Raw genomic sequence first — 24102 nt, 5'->3', positions numbered from 1 at the left:
GGGTACTCCTGACAGGGGGCCACCCTTGTTGCGTCGCACCGCCTGGCGCTGCATCCCGCAGCACATGAGTATGACTGGCGAGGTAATTGTGAACAGGCCCTGGGTTCTGGAGGATAATGCAAGGCTGCATTTGTCAGACAACCCCCATGAGCGACTCATCCCCTGCATTATCTGGACGCCACCCTTTCCGGGGGGTGATGCTTTTCATCTGTGCCCTGCTGCTGTTCTCCTGCCTGGATGTTACAGTCAAGTATCTGGCGACCCGCTATAACGTCCCCTTGGTGGTGGCGATGCGCTACATCGTGCATTGCCTGCTGATGGTGGTGATCCTGGCGCCCCGCCAGGGCAAGCGCCTGATCCGCACGCATCGGACCGGCTTGGTGCTGTTGCGGGCGGTCTGCCTGATGGTGGTGTCTCTCTTCGTCAGCCTGGCGCTGCGGCGTATCCCAGTGGCCGAGGTGACTTCCATCCAGTTCCTGGCGCCCATGTTGGTGGTATTGCTCGCCGGGCCTGTATTGGGGGAGAAGATCGGTGCGCTGGGCTGGGTTGCCGCCATTCTCGGCTTTGCTGGCGTGCTGCTTGTGGCGCGCCCAGGGGGCGGGCTTGAGCCGCTGGGGGTCTTCTACGTGCTGTGCGGGGTGGCGGCGGGTGTCGTCTATCAATTGCTGTCCCGCATCCTGATCAGTTCCGAGCGCCCCATTACCATGCTCTTCTATACCGCTTCGACGGGGGCTGTGTGTTTTGGCGCCCTGTTGCCGTGGTTCTGGACAAAGGTACTGCCTTCGCCTTTTGAGTTGCTGCTGTTCTTCAGCATGGGGGTGACTGGTGGCCTGGGGCACTACCTGTTCACCCTGGCTTACCGCGATGCGCCTGCTTCTTTGCTGGCGCCAGTGAATTATTTGCAGATGCTGTGGGCAGGCTTGCTGGGCTGGCTGGTGTTTGCCCACGTACCGGATGGTCTGAGTATCCTGGGCATGGTCATCATTGCCGTTTCCGGCGGTATGGTGGCCCTGAAGTCCCGTTTCTCCAAGCCCGCCTGAGCCTTTTGCTTGCCATGGCATGCCGACGATGGGGTAGGGCATGCCACGCTGCGGGGGTTTCTGAGTAATGTCATGAGCAGCCTGCACATATCATGCTGGCAGGGGTTGATTGTGAGTGGTAGTGACGGCGCCATCCATGCTTACATTTCCCCCTTCCAGGCCATGTACAATCAGCCTTCCTGATGCCTGGGCTGTTGAGCGGGTGATGATAGATTGCAAGGAATGGGAAACATGACTGGTTTGAGCGAACAACTGCGGATTGAGATTCAACGTGCTGTGGCGCATGCCTTGGCAGAGGATGTGGGGACGGGGGACCTGACCGCCCAATTGATTCCGGCCAATGCTTCTGCCCAGGGGCGGGTGATTACCCGCCAAGACGCAGTGTTGTGTGGCGCCCCCTGGTTTGAGGCGGTCTTCCAGATGCTGGACCCGGATTCCAGCATCGTCTGGCACGCCAAGGATGGCGACCGTGTGACGGCTAACCAGACGCTGTGCGATATTTTCGCCAGCGCCCGTGCCTTGCTGACGGCCGAGCGCACGGCCTTGAACTTCCTGCAACTGCTCTCGGGCACTGCAACGGCGACCGCCCGGCATATCAAGGCCGTGGCAGGTACCAAGGCCCATATTGTGGATACGCGCAAGACCCTGCCGGGGCTGCGGCTGGCGCAGAAATATGCGGTCAAGATCGCCGGTGGGGTGAATCACCGGATTGGGTTGTATGATGGCATCCTGATCAAGGAAAATCACATCATTGCTGCCGGCGGTGTGGCGCAGGCCTTGCAGAAGGCACAGGCGTTGGCGCCGTCGAACGCGTTCATCGAAATTGAGGTGGAAAACCTGGGGCAGTTGGAAGAGGCGCTGCAAAACGGCGCCAAGCTCATTCTGCTTGATAACCTGAGCGTGCCGGACATGGCCGAGGCCGTGCGCATCACAGCCGGGCGGGCCAAGCTGGAGGCCTCTGGCGGGGTGAGCCTGGAGCGGGTGCGAGAAATTGCTGAGACGGGTGTGGACCGCATTTCCATTGGTGCGCTGACCAAGGACGTGCAGGCTGTGGATCTGTCGCTACGCCATATTGAAGATTGAAAGACTTGCCTGACCTGACTCCCCAAGAACCTGTTGAAGCCTTTGTTGCAAGGCCGCCGGCAGGTTCCGCAGAGCCGGGCGTTTATGTGCTGACAGGAGTCTGGGTATGCTGTTCGTTTTATATTATGTTGTGGCCATTGTGATTTTGATCATGCATTTCACCGGCTTTCTGGCCCGGAATAATGCTGAATGGTTGATCTACATCTTGGCACTGACAGTGTTTCCCGCAGTGCTGTATCTGTAGGGAGAACAGAAGAGCAAGGCAAGCCTTGCCCTGTAGCAAAACAGCATGACTACGCTGCTTTGGCGTGGTCATGCTGTTTTTTTATGGTGGGCTCGGGGGCTTTTACCAGATTCCCAGTTCGCCCAGTTGCTTGGTGGCTGCTTCTGCCCAGCCACGATTGGCTGCCGGGCTGGCCGGGCTGGGGTGCAATACTCGGCCATATTTGACGGGTAGCCCCGCGCAAGCCTGACGAGCGCGTTGCTCTGACCACGCACCGATGCCGATCACCCATTCCGCTTTGGTGGCTTCGACCAGCGCGCGCAGGTGGCGGTCGCAGGCCGCCAGCAAGGGCGCCTGTTCCGCAGCTGGGAGTTTGTCCGGCGTGACGTTGCGTTTGCCTTCAAAGAAAGCCAGTGGACAGTAGTTGGCCACGAAGTGTTCGGCGAAAAAGGTTTCTGGGGCGCCAAAGCGTTCGGCAAACAAGCCCCACAGGCGGCGTCCGCTGACCTCGGAGCGTGGGCAATCCCAGCCCTCGATGGGGCGATCCAGCGTTTCGCTGGCCGGTTTCTTCACTGGAGCGGAGAGCCCCATCCAATCCCGTGCCGAAGCAATTTCACCGAAGGGCACACCGATCTGCACCATGCCGAAGGGGCCGGGATTCATGCCGATGAACACTACCTTTTTACGCCCTTTGCCAAAGCGTTTGAGGTATTCCTCGTGTGGTGCCCAAGCGTAGTCGAGCGGATTGTAGGTATGGGTGACGGGGGCCGCAAAGCGCATCGTGGCGACTTCGTCAGACAGGATGCGGGCGGCCTCGATCAATTTGGCACTCATTGTTGTTCCTTGATGGCATTGGTGTCACCGCCAGACCACGGTGCCACCTTGAAAAGCAGAAGCATACCCGGCACGGCCAGCACCGCACAGAGCAGAAAGAAATCAAACCATCCCAGCGATTCAACCAACCAGCCGACTCCGGCACTGATGAGCGTGCGCGGGATGACCATCAGACTGGTGAAGAGCGCCAACTGGGTGGCGGTGTAGGCAGGGTGGGTGGTTCGGGCGATGTAGGCGACGAAAGCGGTGGTCCCCAGGCCGACGCCTGCGGCTTCCATGCCGATCACGAGCGCCAGCGCCCACAGCCGGAAAGAATCAGCCGGGGCAGGCCCCAGCCAGGCCATCCAGGCAAAGCCCAGGATGGCGATCCATTGCAGCACGCCAAATACCCACAATGCCCGGTTGATGCCGAGCCTGAGCATCCACAGCCCGCCGAGCAGGCCGCCGATCACGCTGGGCCACAGCCCCGCATTCTTGGCGATTAGCCCGATCTGGGTTTTGGTAAAGCCCATGTCGAGATAGAAAGGAGTCGCCAGCGCGGTGCACAGGGCATCCCCAAGCTTATAGAGGAAGATGAAGGCCAGCACCCATAGCGCGGCCTTGACACCGTGGCGGCTGAAGAATTCATGGAAGGGCTCAACCACCGCCTGACGCAGGGTGCGCGGTGGTGCTGCGATCATTTTGGGCTCGGCAACCAGCAGGCTCATGGCCACACCGGGGAGCATGAAGAGGGCGGTGATGAGAAAGACGCTCCCCCAGGGCATGCGGTCTGCCAGAATCAGTGAGATGGAGCCGGGCACCAATCCTGCGATCTTGTAGGCATTCACATGGATAGCGTTACCCAGGCCCAGTTCGATTTCGGGCAACAGTTCGCGGCGGAAGGCGTCCAGCACGATATCCTGCGTGGCAGACAGAAAGGCAATCAGCGCAGTCAGTACCAAGATAAGCCCCACCTGGGTGGAGGGCTTGAGTTGCCCCACTGCAGCAATGCCTACGATCAACAATACCTGGGTGAGTAGCATCCAGCCACGGCGGCGCCCAAGCAAGGGGAGTGCGTAGCGATCCAGAAAGGGCGACCAGAGGAATTTCCAGGTGTAAGGGAACTGGATCAGCGCGAATGCCCCTATAACTTTGAGGCTCAAGCCCTCGGTCTTGAGCCATGCAGGCAGCAGGTTGAGCAACAGGTAGAGTGGCAGACCGGAGGAAAAGCCGGTGACGATGCAGATCAGCATGCGTCGGTTCAGCAAGACTTCAAGCCAGAGAGGGCGTTTGGTTTCAGGCACGGCAGCGACTGACGGCAACAAAGTAGGGATTATGCCGCAAGACCTTGCTGATCCGTTGTGACTTCGCCAAGTGGAGTCAGGATGCACCGGGAGCCAGCGCGCAGATTTCACCACGTACTTCGAAATCGGCAAACAGCGCAGCCATGTGCTCGATCAGGCGCGTGGGCGGCTCGGAAGATTCAGCCAAAGGCGAGGCCCCCACGCCCTCGCTGCGATAGCGTTGCAACACGAAACGCTTCACACCAAGATGCTGCGCAAAGCTGGCCGCAAGCTGGGCCGATTCCTCTGTGATCACTTCATGGTGCCAGGTCAGGCGGAATTCATGATCAATGCCGCTGGCCAACAGCAACTTGGCACTGGCCGTAACACGGGCGGCGCTCCCCGGTGCGCCGCTCAGGGCATCGTAATGGTCGTAGTCGGTCTTCAGGTCAAAGCCCACCCAGTCTAGCAAGGGCAGAAGGGTTTGCAGGCGGTCCGGGTAGGCGCCGTTGGTGTGGAGCCCCACACCCAAGCCCAAGGTGCGGATGGCCGCGATCGCTTCTGGCAGGCAACGCTCTGCGGTAGCTTCTCCGCCGGAAAACACGACGCCATCCAGTTCGTTTCTCCCCGCCTCAAGATGGGCTGCGATGTGATCCCACTGTATGCCCGTGTCAAGTGTACGTTTTTGCAGTTGTGGATTATGACAATACGCACAGCGCCAAGGGCAGCCACGCAGAAAAATGGTAGCAGCCCGCCTGCCGGGCCAATCGATTCGGGAGAAGGATTCAAATCCGCCCAGCCGAATGCGGGTTTGCCAGGGGGCTCGGTCAGCGGGGTGTTCCATATTCGGTATTCAATCAGTTGTACTGTATGCCAAGGCGTCGGATCTGTGTGATGGTATTTCTTTGGCATATTGACGCAGGCGTGTTCAGCCATCACGTCAGTATTTGCCACCCATAAATGAAAAGGGGCATTGAAATACGTTACGCCATGATAGCGCAATGACAGGAAATGTCCCGCTTCGCCTATAATCCCCACCTATTCGGGTTCTTGCGCCAATCTCAATGAAAATCCTGATCATCAAGCGAGACAAACTGGGCGATATGTTGCTGACAACACCCATGCTGTCGCTGCTGCGCCAATCTTTGCCACAGGCCCGTATCGAAGTGCTGGCCAATACCTACAACGCCTGGATTCTGGATGGTAACCCGGACGTGGACCGGGTCTGGCGCTACCAGCGCGTCAAGGAAGCAGGGCGTATCCATTGGCGCGCGGCGTTTGCGCAGATCGGGCAGACGCTGGCCTTGCGGCGTGAGCGGTATGATTGGGTGATCATCGCCAATGGGGACGCCTCGCACCGGGCGATCAAGCGCGGTGCCTTGATAGGTGGGCAGCATCTGGTCTCCTACGTGGATGACAAGAACACGCACCGGGCGGTGACGGACCCGCTGAACATTCCCAAAAGCATCCATGAGGCACGGCGGATGGCCAATCTGCTGACGCCTCTGGGGATCACGCTGCCGGACGAGTTGGCGCCGATGCGTTTCCAGCTCCCTGCCGAAGCAGAAACCTTTGCCCAACAGTGGCTTGCGGAGCAAGGGCTGGTCGCAGGTAGCTACATCACCCTGGGCCTTGGTGCGCGCCGGGCCAAGAAGCAGCCCACTACCGAACAGATCATTCGCTGGACGCGCCACTTCTATGAGCAGTGGGGGCTGAAGACGGTATTTATGTGGACGCCAGGTAAGAGCGACAACCCGCTCTATCCCGGTGACGACGATGTGGCCCAGCCCGTGTTGGATGCTCATCTGCCCTGGTTGGTGCCATTTCGTGGCGCACTCAAGCCCGCACTGGGCCTGATCTGGCATGGCCGCACCAGCCTCTTCCCGGATAGCGGCCTGATGCACTTTGCCGCTGCCAGCCCAGGTGGCGTGCTGGGCTTTTTTGCCGAATCCAATGTGTCGCCGTCCCCGCAGCAGTGGGGGCCGATCGGCCCGCGCACCCGGTGGTTGGATGCGCCCAAGGCCGTGGCCGAACTGGCAGATGCGGATGTGCTGCTGAAAGTGGCAGAGCTGCTGGCCTGATCAGGCCTTTTTGGCGCCGTACAGGTAGGGGTTCAGCGTGGGGTCGTTGTACATCTTGAACTGGCGATAGACCTTGTAGTAGGCCTTACCTGTGGCGAAATCGGCCAGTAGGCGTTCCAGACAGGATGCCAGATCGGCGCGCTGCTCGCGCAGACGCGCAAGCTTGGCGGTGCAGGTGGCGACGTGTTCTGCGGAGGCGTCGCTACGTTGGGTCTGGATGCCCATGTGGAAGATCTTCAGCGCCAGGATCGACATGCGGTCGACCATGCTGCCTGCCGTTTCCGAATTCAGGCGGCAATCCGGTTGCGCCACGGCGCTGCTGAGTGCGGAGAGAATGACTTCGTCCATCTTCTCGATGGCGTCATTGCGTTTCTGGTTATAGCCGTCAATGGCCCGTTTGTTGGCAGCAATCTCACCGTCGGCTACATCCTTGCGGCGGGCGAGGTCTTCCTCATCCCATAGCAGGTTGTTGAAACGGTGGTTCAGTTCCAGGAACTGCCACAAGCCTTCGGCAAAGCGTGCGGAGGCTGTTTTGGCCCAACTACGGTTGGCAACGCATTCGTCGTGAAAGGCAATGATATCTGCAGCGGCAATCAGCATGGTCATGGTGATAGAGCGGTTGGTCAAAAAACGATGGGACATTCTACGTGGAAAATGCCCCTTTCGTTGTTAAGCGGAAGCCCGCCCCAGTCGGTATAAGGCCACGCTGGCGTAATTGTTCGGGTCGACATCAATGAGACGGTCTTCATCAAAAGCCGCGCGCTCCAGCACGGCGATGCCACGGTTGCCGCAGAGTTGCTCAAAGTCAGCCATGGTGAAGAAACGCACATTGGGCGTGTTATACCACTGGTGCGGCAGGATGTCTGAGACTGGCATGTGCCCTTCATTGAGCGACACACGGTGGCGCCAATAGCCGAAGTTGGGGAAGCTAACCACCGCTTCATGGCCCACGCGCAACATCTCGGCCAATACACCTTCCGTGTTGTGGATCGCCTGGAGCGACAGGCTCATCACCACATAGTCGAACTGCTGATCCTCAAACCCTGCCAAACCTTGCTCCAGGTCGATCTGCAAGACATTGACGCGATTTTGCAGGCAGGCAACCACCCGTTCGGGGTCGCGCTCAATGCCATAGCCGCGCACATTGCGGGTGTTGGCCAAGTGCTGCAACAGGCTGCCATCGCCGCAGCCCAGGTCCAGCACGCGTGCATCCGGCTGTACCCAACGGGCGATCACATCGTAGTCGTAACGTTCCTGATTTCCTGTTTTGACCATGTCACACCTCGATATTCTGGAAGTACGCACGCATGGCGGCGTGGTAGGTGGGGTTGTCGAGCAGGAAGGAGTCGTGCCCGGCGCTGCTGTCGATTTCGACATAGCTGACAGTGCGCTGGTTGTGGAGTAGGGCGTAGACGATCTCGCGTGAGCGGGTGGGCGAGAAGCGCCAGTCGGTACTGAACGAGGCGAGGAAGAAATTCGCCTTGGCACGTGCCAGCGCCGCCTGCAGGTTGCCATCGTACTCAAAGGCCGGGTCGAAGTAATCCAGCGCCTTGGTGGTCAACAGGTAGGTGTTGGCATCGAAGAAGCCCGCGAACTTGTCGCCCTGATAACGCAGATAGGATTCGATCTCGTATTCCACTTCGAAGTGGTACTTGTGCTTGCCGTGGCGCAGTTTGCGGCCAAATTTCTCGGCCATTGCGTCATCCGACAGATAGGTGATGTGCCCCAGCATGCGCGCCAGCCGCAGGCCGCGAACGGGCACCACCCCGTGCTCGTAATAATCGCCACCGTGGAAGTCCGGGTCGGTCAGGATCGCCTGCCGGGCCACTTCGTTGAACGCGATGTTTTCGGTTGAGAGCGTGGGGGCGGCGGCGATCACCATGCCGTTACGCACGCGATCCGGGTAGCGCAGCGTCCAGGCCAGAGCCTGCATGCCCCCCAGGCTGCCGCCCAGTACGGCGGCCCAGGTATCGATGCCCAGGCGGTCTGCCAGCCGGGCATGCGAGTCGACCCAGTCTTCCACCGTCACAAAGGGAAAGTCCGACCCCCAGCGTTTGCCGGTGGCCGGGTTGATGCAGTTCGGGCCCGTGGTCCCAAAACAGCCGCCCAGGTTGTTGATGCCGACGACAAAGAATTTGTTGGTATCCAGCGGCTTGCCCGGCCCAACGAGGTTATCCCACCAGCCGCTGCTCTTGGGTTGGTCTGCATACGTACCGGCTACGTGATGCGAGCCGGACAGGGCGTGGCAGACCAGCACTGCATTGCTGCCGCTGGCGTTGAGGGTGCCGTAGGTTTCATAGACCAGTTCGTAGGCGGGAAGAACGCCGCCACTGCGAAGCTGGAGCGCTTCGCCAAACTGGGCACGCTGGGGTGTGACGTTTCCGACACTTCCTGAAGCTGTCATGATCTTTCCACAAACAAAAAACCCGGTCGGCAAAAGCGCGACCGGGTTTGATGTGCCCGCCCGCTTTAGCCGTATTTGTATCGCGCCCGCAAGCTGAGTCAAATTGGCGCGTAAGAGCAAAGGTACTCCCGCGATTTCCGATTGTCAAACCCCGCGAACCGCTTCCTTCGCAGGCAAATAGCCACGTTTGGGTCTGGGGCAGGCACTCGGGATGCGACGCCATATGCGAAGGTTTGAGCCTGGAAATCTCAACAAGATGCAGCATGAAAGCTGAAACACATGCCAATAGAATTGATGGTTAGACGGTGTTTTGTCAGTCAATGAATACATGTGTATGGCATTTATTGTGGTTCGGGCGTATTGAGGCATGTTTTGTAGTGTGCGTCTGAATGTAAAATTTATGCCGAGGTAATATTTTATCGTGAGGCAGAAATGCTTTTGGTTCAGATAGGTTTAAAGGTTGGCGTTGAACTTGCTTAATAGATAGGGTGTCGGTGTATTTGGAGAAGCCAGTGGAACAAGAAATACAGAAAAGAGAGACTGACTTTGCGCAGGAATTCGCTGTGCGCCGCGTCAATCTGCGCACGCCTGCCCACGTGGAGGCCTTCATTGGCCTGTTGCAACACTATGCAAGCGGTCCCAGCGGTGGGGGGGAGCCATTAAGTGACGAAATTTGTCGCTCGCTTCCAGAACAATTGATGAATTGGCCGGGTTTTGTCAGTTTTATCGTTTGGGATGAGGGGCGCCCGGCAGGACTCATCAACTGCTTTACCGGCTTTTCCACCTTTCGCGCCAAGCCCTTACTGAATGTGCACGATGTGGTTGTGCATGCCGACTACCGTCGCCGTGGGGTGGCGCGCACGCTTTTTGCTGCAGTAGAAACCGAAGCGCTTGCGCGTGGCTGTTGCAAGATCACCCTGGAGGTGCTGGCAGGCAATGCAGGCGCAAGGGCGGCATATGAGCAGTTCGGGTTTCAGCCCTATGAGTTGGACCCGGCGATGGGGTGTGCGATCTTCATGGAAAAGAAGCTCTAGCCCCGCACTGTTGTATGCCTGAGCGGTATCAGGCTGGGCGACCGTCTGTCCAATTCGTTCCATTTTGCCCAAACAGGCAATGTGAAGGGATACGGACGGTTCGCTAGCATGGAATCTGGTTACATTGTTTTTTTGAGGACGCCATGTTCAATGTTGAGATTTTCAGCAAGACATTGAAGGGACGCATCGAGATTGCGGAGCGCCGCTATCGCTTGTCGCCGAAGTTGCGGCAAGCCTTGATTCTGGTTGATGGGCGCACACAGTATGGTGTCTTGCAGGCATCCCTTCAGCACCTGGGGGAGCCTGAAGCGCTGCTGCGCGAACTCTCCAGCCTGGGGATGGTGGCTTCCGATTATGATCTGCCGGAGATGCCGGAATTCCCCCAACTGCACATCGAAGATCACCCTTCAGTGTTGGAGCACCAACCCACAATATGATGTTGGCGTGGGGTGATCGACCACATGCCATAGGCACATTGGGCATCTGCCAGATCAAGGCAGCCGTGGTCATAGACGGCGATCTCTCGCCCATCCCAGAAGTGGGGCAGAATATCCTCCAGCCTTGAGCATGCCGGGAGTGTGACCACCTGCCTGCGCGCGGGCAGGATGTGGCATGAGGCAATGTCATGATAACTTGCCCAACAGCGCCCGCGCATGGCCATTTGCAGCGCGGCACGCCAAATCGGGGTAGGGCCGCCTTCAAATATCTGGCCAATGACATTGGAAAACAGGATTGCGCTATGCGGGTAGGCGTGTGCCAATTGCATGGGGCCTTCATCCAAGGCAAAGCAATCTAGATCCCCGGCATGAAAAACACAGTCTGGAAAGCGCTGCTCCAATAGCCAACGGGCCAGCGGATCGGGTTCCAGAATATCGATCCGCGCAAAACGGGATAGCCATTGTGCAGGCAGGGTATAGCCTGCACTGGGCCCCACGATCAGCAGTTGCTTGGGGCGCGGTGCCCAGGCTTCAAGCCACGATTCCACCTGTTGTAGGAAAGGCGCCCACAGTGTGTTGCGGTAGCGCCATGCCCGCCCGTGATAGACCAGCCCCCCGCTGGCATGCCAGAGCTGGCCGCGCAGGTGGCTTTCCATGCAATGCCTAGACGATCAATTGGCGCAACTCGGCCACTTCCGCCCGCAGGGCCGCCACTTCGGCACGCAGGCTGGCGACTTCTTCGGCCAAAGGCGTGCTGGCTACACCGCTGCCTGTGGTTGTGGCGGGGATGTCCGGTTCGCCGCACAGCAGATGCACCCAGCGATTTTCACGTGTGCCTGGCATGCGTGGCAGCATGCGGGTGATGGGGCCTTCACCACGGTCGGCGAGTTCTTCCAGGAAAGCCTCCACCGAAGAAACATCGGCGAAGCGATACAGCCGTTCGCAATGGCTGCGCAATTCGGCGGCTGTCTGGGCGCCGCGCAGCATCAGCATGGCAATCAGCGCCACCGCCGGGGTTGGCAATTGCAGCACGCGCCCCAGATTATGTGAGTAGCGGGCGACCCGGCTGCCAGAGGATTCGATCACCAGATCGTGGCCGCGTAGTGCGTCCAGCGAGGCCAGTACGGCGCCCTCGCTCAGATCCATGATCGGGTCGCGGCCGGTTTTCTGGTTGCAACCTGCTGTCAGTGCATTCAGTGACAACGGATAGGTATCCGGCACCGTGGCTTGTTTCTCGATGAGAACCCCCAGGATACGGGCTTCTTCACGGGTCAATTGCAGGGGATTGGGCATGCTTATGTCTTCCATCAAGTGACTCGGATGAACATGATACCGATCAGGAGAGGCTTTGCGGCGGATTCAGCTTGCTTTTGTCTCCTGCGCAGGTTCGGCGGCCGGCCTCTGCGGCGCTTGCCACTCCGGCCAGCGCAGGCTCCAGGGTTCGGCCAGCGAAGCAATCAGCTCGCGCATCGCCGGGGCCAGGAACTCTTCCCCTTGTTCCGGGATGCTGATAAAGCAGTGTGGCCCATCGCTCCAATTGAAGCGTAGCGCGTAGGCATGCAGATAGCCCCGGTCGGCGAGCGTGTCGCCATAGCGGTCATCCCCAAGGATGGGCGCGCCCAGGCTCTTGAGGGCCACGCGGATCTGGTGTGTGCGCCCGGTGCGCGGGCGGACCACGAACAGGCGCTTGCCCGTACCGGTGCCAAAGCTGAAGAACTGGGTTACGGCAAAAGGCCCTTCGCTGGTGTGTGTCAGGCGCCAGCTGCCACCACGGGCCTTGTGCATCACGCCCTTGACCCAGCCTTGCTTCTTGCTGGGCGGGCGCGATGAGATGGCCAGATAGTATTTTTCGATCTCGCCACGGGCGAACATCTCGGCAATGCGTTGTGCCGCTTCGGCGCTACGGGCCAGCATGATGATGCCAGAGGTGATCCGGTCCAAGCGGTGAACGGGAAACAGGCTGGTGTCGCCACTCAGGCGTTTGATCTGGGAGACGAAACCGGGGCCTGCCGCTTCATCGTGAAAACTGACGCCCGGAGGCTTGAGCACAACCCAGAAGTCAGGATGGCGGGCGAGGATAAACTTGGCGAGCGCAGACTCCGTGTCGCCAGGAAGTGGGTCAATCATTGCTTGTTTTCATCGGGGAGAAATCTGGCGCCAATCTTACTGTGTAGGCGCACGATTCGCTGCACTCTGGCAGAAATTTATGTCGTTCAGCCCTGCGCCGCCCGCGCATCAGGGCAAACCCCATGTGAGCGATGAGGGTTTGCCTGTTTCTCGACGTTCTGCCTGGGAAATGCCTGTGCCCACCTCAGTTGTCGCCTTCAAAGAAGCGGGCCTCCTGTGACGCAGACGAAAAGTCTTCCGCATCGTCGTCATGTCTGCTGCCACAAAGTTTGCTGGCCAAGGTGGCAAACCATTCCGTCATCATGCTGCTGATGTTGACCATGTTCGCGCTCCTGTGTGGGAAAAAAGACTTCTCCTGATTCTTTATTGCCCACGGGTGCGCGCATGTAAATATCCAATACGCAAATACTTGTGTAGAAAACGTTGCCAAAAAAACCTGTTTATGCAGCCTGTGTGGCGCTGTCTTCCTGTAGCTGCAGGCGCCACATTTGCGTGTATAGGCCATCTTTTTCAAGGAGTTCCTGATGGGTGCCGCGTTCAATAATGCTGCCTGCATCCATGACAATGATTTCATCCGCACTCATCACGGTCGATAGACGGTGGGCGATGATCAGCACGGTGCGCCCCAGTGCGGCGTATTCCAACTGGGCCTGAATGGCTTTTTCGGTCTTGGAGTCCAGCGCGGAAGTGGCCTCGTCAAAGATCAGGATAGAAGGATTCTTGAGCAGGGTGCGGGCAATGGCAACGCGCTGCTTCTCGCCCCCGGAGAGCTTCAGCCCGCGCTCGCCCACCTTGGTGCTGTAGCCATCAGGCAGTTGCAGGATGAAGTCGTGCAACTGGGCCGCGCGGGCCGCTTCGAAGACTTCGTCGTCGCTGGCTTCCGGCCTGCCATAGCGGATGTTGTAGAGGATACTGTCATTGAACAGCACGGTGTCTTGCGGCACGATCCCGATGGCGCGGCGCAGACTATGTTGGCGGATCTGGCGTAGATCCAGTCCGTTGATCTGGATGAGGCCTGCCGTGCTGTCATAAAAACGGAACAGCAGGCGGGCCAGCGTAGATTTGCCCGCGCCGGAATGCCCCACCACGGCCAGCGTCTTGCCGGGCTGGATGGTGAAGTCCACCCCATCAAGGATCGGGCGGCGCGGGTCGTAGGCAAAAGCCACCTGCCTGAAGCTCACGCTGCTGGGGCCGGGGGGCAGGTCTTGTGCATCCGGGGCATCCAGAATTTCCCGCTCGGTTCCGATGAGTTTGAACATGCGCTCGATGTCGGTGAGCCCCTGGCGGATTTCCCGGTATACCACGCCGAGGAAATTCAGCGGCACATAGAGCTGGATCAGGAAGGCGTTGACCAGCACGATGTCGCCGATGCTCATCTCCTTGGTGGCAACGCCTTGCGCCGCACGCCACATCATCAAGCTGATGCCGATGGCAATGATGATGGCCTGCCCGACGTTGAGGATGGAGAGCGAGTACTGGTTCTTGATCTGGGCGACACCCCAGGCCTTGAGTTGCTCGTCATAGCGACGGGTTTCCCAGGCTTCGTTGTTGAAATACTTGACGGTCTCGTAGTTGAGCAGGCTGTCGATGGCCCGCGCATTGGCAGCTGAATCCAGTTCATTGACGCGGCGGCGCAGGGCGGAACGCCAATTGGTAATGACAACGGTATAGGCAATATAGGCTGCCAGCGTAACAGCTGTGATCAGTGAAAATACAAAGGCATAGCGTGCAAACAGGATTGCCATCACCAGGGTGATTTCCACCAGGGTCGGGATGATGTTGTAGATTGCAAAGCCGATCAGGGTGGTGATCGAGCGGGTGCCACGTTCAATATCCCGCGTTAGCCCACCCGTCTGGCGTTCCAGATGGAAGCGCAGGGAGAGCGCATGCAGATGCTCGAAGACCTGCAGGGAGATGCGGCGCACCGCTTCCTGGGTGGCACGCACGAACAGGACTTCGCGCAGCTCGGTAAACAGTGAGCTGGACATGCGCAAGGCACCATACGCCAGCAGTAACGCAGCGGGTACGACAAGCAGGGCCGTCTGCGGGCTTGGCGTGAGTGCGTCCACCAGATTCTTGAAAACCATGGGGACGCCGACATTGGCAAGTTTGCCCAACACCAAGCAGACTAGACCAATCGTGATCCGCCCCGGCCACGCCAGCATGTAGGGCAGCAGCATGCGCAGGGTGCGTATCAGGGATTGGTCGGGGCTTGGGTCGGCGGGCGGTTGCAGCGATGCGTGGTGTCTCATTAGGGAGGCGACAGGATGGTTTTTATCCGGCAATCTTAAGCCGATTGCAGCCCCCTATGTGCATAAATTTGCTACATCTGCTTGAACAGATGGCTGAAGCTGCGGCTGACTTCGAGTTGCTCCGGGTGCCCCTTGATCTGTACGTAGAGCCTGCTGCGCTCGTCACGTCGCACGCTTTCGATGGCGTCCACGCGCACAAGGGTGGCACGGTGGATCTGCCAGAACAGGTCGGGGTCGAGTTCATTGACGAGTTCCCGGATTGGTTTGCGGATCAGGGCTTCATGCTCAGGGGTTTGCACACGGGTGTATTTCTCATCCGAGGTGAAGAACAGAATATCGCGCACCGCTATCATATGGATGGCGCCGCCAATCCCGGCTTGGATGCATTGCAAATAGTTGGGGCGCTGACCACTGATTTGTGCGCCCAGACGCATGAGCATCTGGTTGAGGTCTGGCGGGGTAGAGGCGGCCAAGCGTTGCTGCAGGCGGCTCACGCAGCGCCCGAGGCGTTCAGGGTCAGTCGGTTTGAGCAGGTAGTCGACCGCACCCTGTTCAAAGGCATCGACAGCATGCTGATCATAGGCCGTGACGAAGACCAGATGCGCCTGATCGCCGATCTCCCGCGCAGCTTCCAGACCGCTACGGCCGGGCATGCGGATATCCAGAAAAGCGATGTTCGGCTTGTGGGCGGCGCACAGGCTGACCGCTTCATCGCCGTTCTTGGCTTCCGCCACGATCTCCAGTTCCGGCCAAGCCTTGGCCAGCGCCTGGCGGAGTTGTTCGCGCATCAGGCGCTCATCGTCGGCGATCAATGCTGTAGTCATTGTCTGGTTTCCTGTGACGTTGCAGGCTTGTCGCCTTCATCACGATAGGGGATGGCAATCTCTGCAATGGCGCCACCACCTTCGCGGGCCTTCAGGTTCAAGGATGCGGCTTGCGGGCCATACATCAGCTTCAGGCGTTCGCGGATATTGGCCAGCCCAAGCCCTTGGGCTGCCTTCTCTTCGTCGTAGCCCATGCCGGTGTCTTCCACCTGTACAACGAGGCGCCCGCGTGCCACTTCGGCACGGATGGTGAGCACACCGCCCTCCGGCTTGGGTTCCAGACCATGCTTGATCGCATTTTCAATCAAGGTCTGCAGCATCATGGATGGAAATTCTGCACTGCGCAGCCCTTCGCTGATCTCGAAGTCATACTGCAGGCGCTCTTCCATGCGAACCTGCATGATCTCCAGATAGGCGTTCGACATATCCATCTGCCGCCCCAGCGTGCTGCGTTGCGCGTCATCACGGATCTGTGGAATCGCGCCACGCAGGTATTGGATGAGGCTCTTCTGCACCTTGGAGGCGCGTGCCGGATCAGTCTGGATCAGTTGCTCGACCGACGCCAGCGTGTTGAAGAGAAAGTGCGGTTCAATCTGCGCCTGCATGGCACTGAGCTTGGCGTCGGAGGCTTCGCGGGCGAGCCGCGCCATGGCTTCTGCCGTGCGGGCCGTGTCGGCATCCTGCTCGGCGCGATGCTTGCCACCTGCCAGCACCTTGACGGCAATCATGCTCAGGATGGCAATCATGGCGAGCGACGCGAAGCTGAAGCCCTTGATCCGGCTGTCATCATCCGCGTCCACCTCGTCAGGCTTGTCGGCTTCATCGTCTGCCGTAGCGCTTTGTGTTGCGGCAGATTGCTCCGCAACTTCTGTCTTGATGCCATCGCCGCTGATGGTCACGAGGTTCTCCACCCCTTGTGGGGTGTGCTTATCGATAGAGATGCCTTGGTCGTTGATCTTGACCGAGACATTGTTTTTGCCAGGTGTTTTGATTTGCAATGTGTCTCGCGGTTCCGATTGCCCGGTGGCGGTACTGTCCTTGGACTTAGTGGTCGTGATGGTTGTCGACAAGCGGTGCGATGGTGAGGTGAATGCCGAATCGGTAATCGCCGCCATGAGCAGGAGCAGCAAACCGAGCAGGCCGAGCTTGCCCCAACTGAGCATGGCAATGCGCCTGGGAACGGATGTCCGGGGGGCTGCGGGCGTGTCGGTTCGTGCCTCTGCCGCGTCGGGGCTGATGCAAACGGCAATCTGGCATACAGGGCGGGTCGTGTCGGCTTGTGCCTCTGCAGCGTCTGGGTGGGGGGCTTCGGGTTTGATTCCCAAGGCGATCTTGGCGGCGATTAGGGCGAAGATCAGCCCGAATACCGTGTCTTCGTGGGCATAACTGCCGAAAATGGATTCTGCCAGCAGGCTTGTCGCCGCCAAGGCGAACACACTGAATGCCAGCATCCGCCCCCAGCCTGCCAATGCCAGCCACCGGGAAAAGCGCTCCCAGCTCTGGCCGAGTTCTGCCCGCGCAGTGGGGATGCCATCAGGGTGGCCCAGCCGCAGCCAGAGCAGGCCTGCTGCCAGAATGCCCAGCAGGATGTAGCTGAGCCAGTCCGCCGCGCCCAAGGTGGCACCTACGGCCCGGATGATCAGCGCGCTAAACAGGAGCAACCATGCCAGTTCCGACAGGCGACGCCGGGCGATGAATTGCATGAGTGCGGATTGTTGGATGAAAGATAGGAGGGATTTCATGATGGCCTGATATTCCACGCCCCATGTCAGACATCGCAGGGGGCGATTGGGGTAAGCATGATCCGCACCATCACCGTTATCTGGCGAGGCAATGACGCTGGAGTGTAAATCCTTTCCACCAGGCTGTGGCAGGTCAGTTCAAGCTGTGTTTGCTGGCAGGCTGAGGGTGTGCCAGCGTCGGTGTGCTTTGCGCCATACTGAAGACTGGCGTGCCCTGTGTTTGTGCATAGGCATCGGGAACTTCTGCCAGATGCATCAGGTAGAGCGTGCCGCCAATGCTCACCAGCATGCCCAGCATGGAGAGGGTAATGGCCAGGGTTTGTGTGCGAAGAGAGGAGGTGTTCATGACGGCTTCCTTTGCTGTGTGCTGAATCGATGGGCACAGGATGCCGTGGGTGCCAGAGCGCTACGAGCTGTGTGCGACAGTCTGCAAAACGGTGGGATCAGAATGCAGGCATTACGGATAGTCCGTGATCAGATCTTCTTTGAAATCAGCGCCTGCATAATGTCATCTGGATAGCACAAAACAGATATAATCCGCGAATGGATAGCGGCATTGCACGTTTCTGGACTTGGTTTGGGACCATTGCTATGGCAGTGGTGTTCTGGCTGGCTGTGGACTATCTGGCTGAACCATCGGCAGCCAGTTTGCCGCCTGCTCCTCCTGCCGTAGCGCCGGTGAGCGTCCCGGAATCTATTGTGCAGCGGGCTCTGCAGGCTCCGGTGGAGCCTCGCGCGCTATCTCCCCAAGTGCAGCAAGCTGACCCGAAGGTTCTGTACAAATGCCAGGATGGGCCCAAGGTAGCGTACTCTGATCAGCCTTGTGCCAAGGGGCAGGCAGCCCGTGTCCTGCAAACGCAGTCAGCGCTGGAAGGCGTAGTGCCATTTCGCGCACCACCGCCCGCTGCTGCAGTGCTAGATACGCGGAAAGGCCCGGCGGTTGCGTCCATCGGTTCCAGTGATTCGGCCAAGCCCCTTGAATGCAAGAGGCTGGAAGATGAAATCAAGGGCATCGACGCCCGTATGCGCCAACGGCATACCTCAGAGGAAGCCGATTACTATAACGATCAACGCCATCGCGCCAGCAACCGCCGTTTTGATTTGCACTGCTAAAACGGCATCGCAATCGGGTTTCCGCTCAGACCGGACATAAAAAAACAAGGCCCCGGAGTTCCGGGGCCTTGATGGTTCAATGCTGATGGGTTCTGAGGAGCGGAATGCCCGTCAGAGCCCGCGCTGCATCAGGCAAAATTTGCTGCGGCGAAGTCCCAGTTGGCCAGATGGGCCAGGAAGGTTTCGACGAACTTCGGGCGGGCGTTGCGGTAGTCGATGTAGTAGGCGTGCTCCCACAGGTCGATGGTCAGCAGCGCTTTGTCACCACTGGTCAGCGGGTTGCCTGCTGCGCCGGTGTTGAGGATGTCGACCGAGCCATCAGCCTTTTTCACCAGCCAGGTCCAGCTCGAACCGAAGTTGCCCACCGCGCTCTTGGTGAAGGCTTCCTTGAACGCGTCAAAGCTGCCCCACTTGGCGACGATTGCTTCCAGCAGCTTGCCGGTGGGGGCGCCGCCGCCGTTAGGCTTCAGGCTGCTCCAGAAGAAGGTGTGGTTCCAGATCTGGGCGGCGTTGTTGTAGATGCCGCCACTGCTCTTCTTGATGATGTCTTCGAGGCTGGAGTTTTCGAATTCGGTGCCGGGGATCAGGTTGTTCAGGTTGGTGACATAGGCCTGATGGTGCTTGCCATAGTGATATTCGAAGGTTTCTTCGGAAATGTGCGGTGCCAGGGCGTTCTTGGCAAAGGGCAGTGCGGGCAGTGTATGGGCCATGTTTCTCTCCTGATTTATGTGTTGGGAAAATTGCTTGGGGTTGGAGGTGCGGCTAATCTTGACTAGATTACTCGGGAAATGAGCGGTCTGACCAATTATTGTTTCCAATCGTCTCGATAGTCAGTCCTTTTTGCTCTTCTCCACGCGGGCCTGCAGGCTGGAGTCTGCAAGCTGAATCTCGATCCGGGCCTGGTGGGGCAGGCTGGCAGCCTGCCTGACGATCCGCCCCGCCTCGTCTCGCACGATGGCATAGCCACGTTGCAAAATGGCGTGCGGGTTGAGTAGTTCCAGGCTATTACCCGCCAGATGGGTGCGGCCCTGTAGCTTTTCAAGTCTGCGCCGCATCGTTTGTGTGAGGGCACGTTCAAGCCCTTTCAGGCAGGCCTGCCGTTGCGCCAGATCGGGTTGGCTCTTGTCCAGGCGGTGGCGCAGGTTTTGCAGGCGAGTTTGCTGGCGCTGCAGGCGCATGCGCTGGCTGTTTTCCAGTCTCAGGCTCAGTAGCTTGAGGCGTTCCGCACTGCGCGCCAAGCGGGTACGGGGGTGGATGAGCCTTTGCTGGAGGTGCAGCAGGCGTTGGTCTGCATTGCCCAGGCGATGCTGGAGCGCGCGTTGCAGGCGCTCTAGCAGGCGGGGCAGGCGGCTGCGCTGCTCGAACCAGCCCGCGCTGAGGATTTCGGCCGCCGCCGTGGGGGTGGGAGCGCGCAGATCTGCTGCAAAATCGGCTAGCGTCGTATCCGTCTCATGCCCTACGCCGCTGATGATGGGCAGGGCGCTGGCGGCAACGGCGCGCACCAGCACTTCCTCGTTGAATGCCCATAGGTCTTCCATGCTCCCGCCGCCTCGGCAGAGCAGTAGGACTTGCACGCCATCTTGTGTGGCGCGGGCATTGGCAGTGGCAATCGCGCTGGCAAGCTGCGCGGCAGCGCCTTCGCCCTGTACCGGGCTGGGGTAGAGCACCACCGGCAAAGCCGGGGCACGGCGTGCCAGGGTACTCAGAACGTCCTGCAGGGCTGCGGCGGCAGGGGAGGTAATGATGCCGATGCCAGCAGGTAGCGCCGGGAGGGGGCGCTTGCGGGCGGAGGCAAACAGTCCCTCAGTCTCCAATTGCGCTTTCAGGCGCAAAAAGATTTCGTACAGATTCCCCATGCCGGCGCGGCGTATGCTGTCCACGGCCAGTTGCAGGTCGCCGCGTGCTTCATAGATGCTGATGTTGGCGCGGACCTCCACCTGCATGCCTTCGCGCAGCTGGAAGGGGAGCAACTGGACGCGGTTGCGCCACATGGTGCAGCGGATCTGGGCCCTGGCGTCTTTCAGGGTGAAGTACAGGTGGCCGGAAGCGGCGCGGGTCAGGTTGGAGATTTCTCCGCCCACCCAACAAAGGGGGATATTCGCCTCTAAGGCGCGGCGGATCTGTAGGACAAAATCCGATACGCTGGCAACCGGCGTAAGCATTGGGTTTGGGGTGTGAGGGGTCTCGTGCATGGCTTGAATTCTAGCGCAATCCACACCGTCCGCTGCCAAGAGGCTTGTGGCCTCACGCTTGCGGAAGAATCACATCTTGACAAGCAAAAAATGTTTTAAGTGATTGATTTGTAATGATTTAGTAACCATGGTGTAATTATTGCGCGAGATGGAGAAAACCCTTGTGGGAAGCCCACTTAGCGAAACTGCCCCGGCGTTGTGCACAAAGTTATCCACAGAATCTGTGGATTGTCTTAACACTTGCTGACGATTCAGGTTGTCAGCACTTTCCGCCGGGCGGTGTGTCCGCCCGGGTTGATTTCCTTGCCCAGATGGCCGTGGAAAGGCTAAAGTTCGCAGCTTATAAAGATCCGTAAATTCAGGAGTAGAGCCCGTGCTGGAGATTATCCGTGCTGCCGGTTGGCCGATCATTCCCTTGCTGTTTGCGTCCGTCATCGCGCTGGCGCTAATTATCGAACGCAGCATTTCCCTGCGCCGTAGCGCAATTGTGCCCTCCGGCCTGCTGGACAAGGTGCTGGGCGAGCTGCGCCAAGGCAACCCGAGTGACGAGCTGATCAGCCGCGTCAATGCCCATTCGCCCTTGGGTGTGGTGCTTGCCGCTGGCTTGCGCAACGTGCGCTCTTCGCGTGACGTGATGAAAGAGGCCATCGAAGAAGCCGGGCGTGGCGTGGCCCATGAGCTGGAACGCTTCCTGACCACCCTGGGGACGATTGCAACCGTCAGCCCGCTGATGGGCCTGTTCGGCACCGTGGTGGGGATGATCGAATTGTTCGGCTCACAAGGCCCGTCGGGCGTGGGCGCTGATCCGCAGCAACTGGCACACGGTATTTCGGTGGCCCTGTACAACACCGGTTTCGGTCTGATCATCGCAATCCCCTCCCTGATCGCTCACCGCCACTTCCGCGCTACGGTTGAAAGTCTGGTGATCGACATGGAGCAGGCAGCGGTCAAGATGGTTGAAGTGCTCCACGGCGAGCGCCGTACCACCAAGTAAGGCGGGCCGATATGGACTTCCGGCGTGGTCGTGGCAAGGAAGAGCTGGAGATCAACCTGATCCCGCTTATTGACGTGTTGCTGGTGATCATCATCTTTTTGATGCTGACCACCACCTATTCCAAGTTCTCTGGCCTGGAGATCAATCTGCCGACCTCGGACGCGCCGCCCGCCAAGGAGCAGCCGAACGAGATTGATGTCACCATCACTGCCCAGGGCGATGTGCTGGTCAATCGCACGCCGCTCGGTGGGCATGACCAGGATGCCCTGGTGGCTGCCCTGCGCCGCCTCGCTCCCGAAGGGGAGAAGGCGCCCATGGTGGTGATCAACGGGGATGCCAAGGCCAATTTTCAAAGCGTGTTTGACGTGATGCAGGCTGCCCAGAAGGCGGGCTTGCCCAACGTTTCCTTCGCCGCACAAACGCAGAAATAAGCCGGGGGCGTCTCGCATGGCCCTCACCCGCCCGTCTTGGTGGCGTACCCGCAGCCCTGCCGCAGCCCTCTGGTGGCCTCTGGCAGGGCTTTTCCATTTGCTCGCGGGCATGCGCCGTCTGGCCTACCGCCTGGGTGTTTTACGGCAGGAAAGATTGCCGGTTCCCGTCATCGTGGTGGGGAACATCGCCGTGGGGGGCAGCGGTAAAACCCCTGTCGTGATCTGGTTGGCGGCGGCACTGCGCGCGCGGGGCTGGCATCCCGGCATCTTGTCTCGCGGCTATGGCGGCTCTGCCGAAGTTCCGACCTCTGTTGACGCCCAGAGTGACTGCGCACTGGTGGGCGATGAGCCTGTGTTGCTGGCCCGGCGTAGCGGCTGCCCGCTGTGGGTGGGGCGGGATCGTGTCGCGGCCGGGCGGGCTTTACTCGTCACCCATCCCGAGGTGAATGTGCTGATTACCGACGACGGCCTGCAACATTATCGTCTGGGGCGCAACGCTGAAATCTGTGTGATTGACGAGGCTATCCTGGGCAATACTTGGCCTCTGCCTGCTGGCCCCCTGCGCGAGCCGATGACTCGCCTGGCGCAGATGAGCCTGCTGATCTGCAACGGGGAGACCAGCCCCCGGTTTGCGACGCGTTTGCCCGAAGTGCCACGCGCGGCCATGCGGCTCGCGCCGGGCAGTTTCTACCGCCTGCACAATCCGGCTGAAACCTGTTCTGCCCAATCGCTGATGGGCCAGAAACTGTGTGCCGCAGCGGGTATCGCCCATCCTGAGCGTTTCTTTGCCACGCTGCGTGCAATGGGCTTGAGTCTGGCTCGCACAAGGGCTTTTCCTGATCACCACGTCTTCTCCGCGCAGGATTTGGTTATTGATGCGGGTGAAGTTCTGCTCTTGACCGAGAAGGATGCAGTAAAATGCGCTTCTTTCGCGCATGCCGATGTCTGGGTGCTTCCGGTGGAAGCACAGATCGATGAGGCCGCGCTGGAACCTTTGCTGGAGCGCCTGCATGGACCCCAAACTGCTTGAAATCCTTGTCTGCCCCGTCTGCAAGGGCCCGTTGGAACACCGGCGCGCCGAGCAGGAACTGGTGTGCAGGCCCTGCCGACTGGCTTATTCGATCAAGGACGACATTCCCGTGATGCTGGCTGACGAAGCCCGCACACTCTCCGCAGATGAGGCAGGTGCGCCATGATCCGCTTCAAGGCGATTGTACCGGCCCGCTTTGCTTCCTCCCGTCTGCCTGCCAAACCATTGGCCAATATTGCGGGCAAGCCCATGGTGGTGCGTACCATGGAGCGCGCCATGGCCTCGGGGGCTGAGGAAGTCTGGGTCGCTACCGACCACGAAGGGGTGCGTGATGCGGTGCTGGCCGCAGGGGGTAAGGTACTGCTCACCCGTCCGGATCACTCCACTGGTACGGATCGCCTGGGCGAAGTGGTCACCACGCTCGGTTGGGGCGATGATGAAATCGTCGTCAATGTGCAGGGTGATGAGCCTTTGATTGACCCGCTTCTGGTTCAGCGCGCTGCGGCAGCCTTGGCGAATGACCCCACGGCTTCGATTGCTACGGCCGCACACCCCATTCATAGCGTGATCGAGTTTCTCAGCCCGGCTGCCGTCAAGGTAGTGTGTGATGCATCCGGTCTGGCGCATTACTTCTCACGTGCGCCCATCCCGTTTCCGCGCGATGCGGCGGCAGCCGGGAAACTTCAGGCGGGCATGCCGCTGCCCCAAGGGCTGGCACCGCTGCGCCATGTGGGCCTGTATGCTTACCGCGTTGGATTCCTGCGCGCCTTCTCCGGGCTTGAACCTGCGCCCCTTGAAAAGATCGAGATGCTCGAACAGCTTCGCGCACTCTGGCATGGCTACAAGATTCGCGTCGAAATACTCGCCGAGGCACCGCCTGCCGGGGTGGATACCCCCGAGGATCTCGCCCGCGTGCGAGCCCTGTTTGCTGCGGCGTAAGCCTCGGTTCAGTTTTCTTCGGCAGCCTGTGCTGCCGTATCACCTACATTGGGAGGACAA

Annotated in this window: 28 protein-coding genes and 1 riboswitch; of the genes, 12 read left to right on the top strand and 16 right to left on the bottom strand. The window is 59.5% G+C overall.

Features of this window, described 5'->3' with window-relative positions; all coding sequences use genetic code 11:
* Window positions 1-146 precede the first annotated feature (146 nt).
* The 3 genes from B145_RS0122975 (at window position 147) to B145_RS28970 (ending at window position 2367) form a co-directional block, all read left to right on the top strand.
* The gene (locus B145_RS0122975; RefSeq protein ID WP_157288599.1) at window positions 147-1040 is read left to right on the top strand and encodes a DMT family transporter; all 894 of its coding nucleotides are present in this window, start codon (window positions 147-149) and stop codon (window positions 1038-1040) included.
* Window positions 1041-1271: 231 nt separating this feature from the next.
* Entirely contained in the window at window positions 1272-2123 is an 852-nt protein-coding gene (nadC, locus tag B145_RS0122970; protein WP_018610537.1) for a carboxylating nicotinate-nucleotide diphosphorylase, read from the top strand.
* Window positions 2124-2229: 106 nt separating this feature from the next.
* Window positions 2230-2367, top strand: a complete 138-nt coding sequence (locus B145_RS28970) for a hypothetical protein (protein ID WP_018610536.1) — start codon at window positions 2230-2232, stop codon at window positions 2365-2367.
* A gap of 102 nt (window positions 2368-2469) precedes the next feature.
* Here B145_RS28970 and B145_RS0122960 read toward each other — a convergent pair whose 3' ends face one another.
* From B145_RS0122960 to B145_RS26775, 3 genes are all read right to left on the bottom strand, one after another.
* Window positions 2470-3180 carry a uracil-DNA glycosylase family protein gene (locus B145_RS0122960; RefSeq protein ID WP_018610535.1) on the bottom strand — a complete coding sequence of 237 codons (711 nt, stop codon included), beginning with the start codon at window positions 3178-3180 and terminating at the stop codon, window positions 2470-2472.
* Window positions 3177-4463, bottom strand: coding sequence for an AmpG family muropeptide MFS transporter (locus B145_RS0122955; protein WP_033407985.1), 1287 nt, complete (start codon window positions 4461-4463; stop codon window positions 3177-3179). Before B145_RS0122955 ends, B145_RS0122960 begins: the two co-directional genes overlap by 4 nt.
* Before the next feature lie 76 nt (window positions 4464-4539).
* Window positions 4540-5286: an anaerobic ribonucleoside-triphosphate reductase activating protein gene (locus B145_RS26775; RefSeq protein ID WP_018610533.1), complete on the bottom strand. Its 747-nt coding sequence runs from the start codon at window positions 5284-5286 to the stop codon at window positions 4540-4542.
* Between the two features lie 220 nt (window positions 5287-5506).
* Here B145_RS26775 and B145_RS0122945 point away from each other — a divergent pair, with 220 nt between their 5' ends.
* Complete coding sequence (locus tag B145_RS0122945) at window positions 5507-6523, top strand: glycosyltransferase family 9 protein (RefSeq protein ID WP_018610532.1); 1017 nt, start codon at window positions 5507-5509, stop codon at window positions 6521-6523.
* On the opposite strand, the gene B145_RS0122940 is transcribed toward B145_RS0122945, so the two are convergent.
* From B145_RS0122940 to metX, 3 genes are read right to left on the bottom strand one after another with little or no spacing between them, the layout of a single operon-like run.
* On the bottom strand, window positions 6524-7165 hold the full coding sequence (locus tag B145_RS0122940) for a DUF4254 domain-containing protein (RefSeq protein ID WP_018610531.1): 642 nt from the start codon (window positions 7163-7165) through the stop codon (window positions 6524-6526).
* 27 nt (window positions 7166-7192) lie between these two features.
* The gene (metW, locus tag B145_RS0122935; RefSeq protein ID WP_018610530.1) at window positions 7193-7798 is read right to left on the bottom strand and encodes a methionine biosynthesis protein MetW; all 606 of its coding nucleotides are present in this window, start codon (window positions 7796-7798) and stop codon (window positions 7193-7195) included.
* Between the two features lies 1 nt (window position 7799).
* Window positions 7800-8927 (bottom strand): homoserine O-succinyltransferase MetX, encoded by a 1128-nt coding sequence (gene metX, locus B145_RS0122930; protein ID WP_018610529.1) that lies wholly within the window; start codon window positions 8925-8927, stop codon window positions 7800-7802.
* Between the two features lie 44 nt (window positions 8928-8971).
* Window positions 8972-9047, bottom strand: a riboswitch (SAM riboswitch).
* A 392-nt stretch (window positions 9048-9439) separates the two neighbouring features.
* Between metX and B145_RS29420 the strand changes: the two genes are divergently transcribed.
* Both B145_RS29420 and B145_RS0122920 read left to right on the top strand, forming a co-directional pair.
* Window positions 9440-9961, top strand: a complete 522-nt coding sequence (locus B145_RS29420; RefSeq protein ID WP_018610528.1) for a GNAT family N-acetyltransferase — start codon at window positions 9440-9442, stop codon at window positions 9959-9961.
* 143 nt (window positions 9962-10104) lie between these two features.
* Window positions 10105-10398, top strand: a complete 294-nt coding sequence (locus B145_RS0122920; RefSeq protein WP_018610527.1) for a hypothetical protein — start codon at window positions 10105-10107, stop codon at window positions 10396-10398.
* On the opposite strand, the gene B145_RS0122915 is transcribed toward B145_RS0122920, so the two are convergent.
* The 8 genes from B145_RS0122915 to B145_RS0122880 form a co-directional block, all read right to left on the bottom strand.
* Window positions 10362-11054, bottom strand: a complete 693-nt coding sequence (locus B145_RS0122915) for a hypothetical protein (protein WP_018610526.1) — start codon at window positions 11052-11054, stop codon at window positions 10362-10364. The two genes, B145_RS0122920 and B145_RS0122915, sit on opposite strands and share 37 nt — an antisense overlap.
* Before the next feature lie 7 nt (window positions 11055-11061).
* Window positions 11062-11691 (bottom strand): YceH family protein, encoded by a 630-nt coding sequence (locus B145_RS0122910; protein ID WP_018610525.1) that lies wholly within the window; start codon window positions 11689-11691, stop codon window positions 11062-11064.
* Between the two features lie 66 nt (window positions 11692-11757).
* Window positions 11758-12525 (bottom strand): pseudouridine synthase, encoded by a 768-nt coding sequence (locus tag B145_RS0122905; RefSeq protein ID WP_018610524.1) that lies wholly within the window; start codon window positions 12523-12525, stop codon window positions 11758-11760.
* Between the two features lie 184 nt (window positions 12526-12709).
* A complete protein-coding gene (locus tag B145_RS28910) occupies window positions 12710-12847 on the bottom strand; it encodes a hypothetical protein (RefSeq protein WP_018610523.1) in 138 nt (45 codons plus the stop codon).
* A 118-nt stretch (window positions 12848-12965) separates the two neighbouring features.
* Entirely contained in the window at window positions 12966-14777 is a 1812-nt protein-coding gene (locus B145_RS0122895) for an ABCB family ABC transporter ATP-binding protein/permease (protein WP_018610522.1), read from the bottom strand.
* A 71-nt stretch (window positions 14778-14848) separates the two neighbouring features.
* Complete coding sequence (locus B145_RS0122890) at window positions 14849-15601, bottom strand: LytR/AlgR family response regulator transcription factor (RefSeq protein WP_018610521.1); 753 nt, start codon at window positions 15599-15601, stop codon at window positions 14849-14851.
* Window positions 15598-17343: a sensor histidine kinase gene (locus B145_RS27905; protein WP_018610520.1), complete on the bottom strand. Its 1746-nt coding sequence runs from the start codon at window positions 17341-17343 to the stop codon at window positions 15598-15600. The genes B145_RS0122890 and B145_RS27905 overlap by 4 nt, the downstream gene beginning before the upstream one ends.
* Before the next feature lie 133 nt (window positions 17344-17476).
* Entirely contained in the window at window positions 17477-17689 is a 213-nt protein-coding gene (locus B145_RS0122880; RefSeq protein WP_018610519.1) for a hypothetical protein, read from the bottom strand.
* Window positions 17690-17886: 197 nt separating this feature from the next.
* Here B145_RS0122880 and B145_RS0122875 point away from each other — a divergent pair, with 197 nt between their 5' ends.
* The gene (locus B145_RS0122875; RefSeq protein ID WP_018610518.1) at window positions 17887-18456 is read left to right on the top strand and encodes a hypothetical protein; all 570 of its coding nucleotides are present in this window, start codon (window positions 17887-17889) and stop codon (window positions 18454-18456) included.
* A 128-nt stretch (window positions 18457-18584) separates the two neighbouring features.
* On the opposite strand, the gene B145_RS0122870 is transcribed toward B145_RS0122875, so the two are convergent.
* Both B145_RS0122870 and xseA read right to left on the bottom strand, forming a co-directional pair.
* On the bottom strand, window positions 18585-19166 hold the full coding sequence (locus B145_RS0122870) for a superoxide dismutase (protein ID WP_018610517.1): 582 nt from the start codon (window positions 19164-19166) through the stop codon (window positions 18585-18587).
* Window positions 19167-19286: 120 nt separating this feature from the next.
* The gene (xseA, locus tag B145_RS0122865; RefSeq protein WP_018610516.1) at window positions 19287-20618 is read right to left on the bottom strand and encodes an exodeoxyribonuclease VII large subunit; all 1332 of its coding nucleotides are present in this window, start codon (window positions 20616-20618) and stop codon (window positions 19287-19289) included.
* Between the two features lie 403 nt (window positions 20619-21021).
* Between xseA and B145_RS0122860 the strand changes: the two genes are divergently transcribed.
* Genes B145_RS0122860 through kdsB form a run of 5 tightly spaced genes read left to right on the top strand, consistent with a single transcriptional unit; the run spans window position 21022 to window position 24042 of the window.
* A complete protein-coding gene (locus B145_RS0122860) occupies window positions 21022-21642 on the top strand; it encodes a MotA/TolQ/ExbB proton channel family protein (protein WP_018610515.1) in 621 nt (206 codons plus the stop codon).
* An 11-nt stretch (window positions 21643-21653) separates the two neighbouring features.
* Window positions 21654-22073 carry an ExbD/TolR family protein gene (locus B145_RS0122855; RefSeq protein ID WP_018610514.1) on the top strand — a complete coding sequence of 140 codons (420 nt, stop codon included), beginning with the start codon at window positions 21654-21656 and terminating at the stop codon, window positions 22071-22073.
* Window positions 22074-22089: 16 nt separating this feature from the next.
* Window positions 22090-23103 (top strand): tetraacyldisaccharide 4'-kinase, encoded by a 1014-nt coding sequence (gene lpxK / locus B145_RS0122850; protein ID WP_018610513.1) that lies wholly within the window; start codon window positions 22090-22092, stop codon window positions 23101-23103.
* Entirely contained in the window at window positions 23084-23269 is a 186-nt protein-coding gene (locus B145_RS0122845) for a Trm112 family protein (protein ID WP_018610512.1), read from the top strand. The genes lpxK and B145_RS0122845 overlap by 20 nt, the downstream gene beginning before the upstream one ends.
* Window positions 23266-24042 (top strand): 3-deoxy-manno-octulosonate cytidylyltransferase, encoded by a 777-nt coding sequence (gene kdsB / locus B145_RS0122840; protein WP_018610511.1) that lies wholly within the window; start codon window positions 23266-23268, stop codon window positions 24040-24042. Before B145_RS0122845 ends, kdsB begins: the two co-directional genes overlap by 4 nt.
* Window positions 24043-24102: the final 60 nt, after the last annotated feature.

The organism is Uliginosibacterium gangwonense DSM 18521 (assembly GCF_000373965.1).
GTDB classification, from domain to species: domain Bacteria; phylum Pseudomonadota; class Gammaproteobacteria; order Burkholderiales; family Rhodocyclaceae; genus Uliginosibacterium; species Uliginosibacterium gangwonense.
This window is presented reverse-complemented; position numbering and strand designations above follow the sequence as displayed.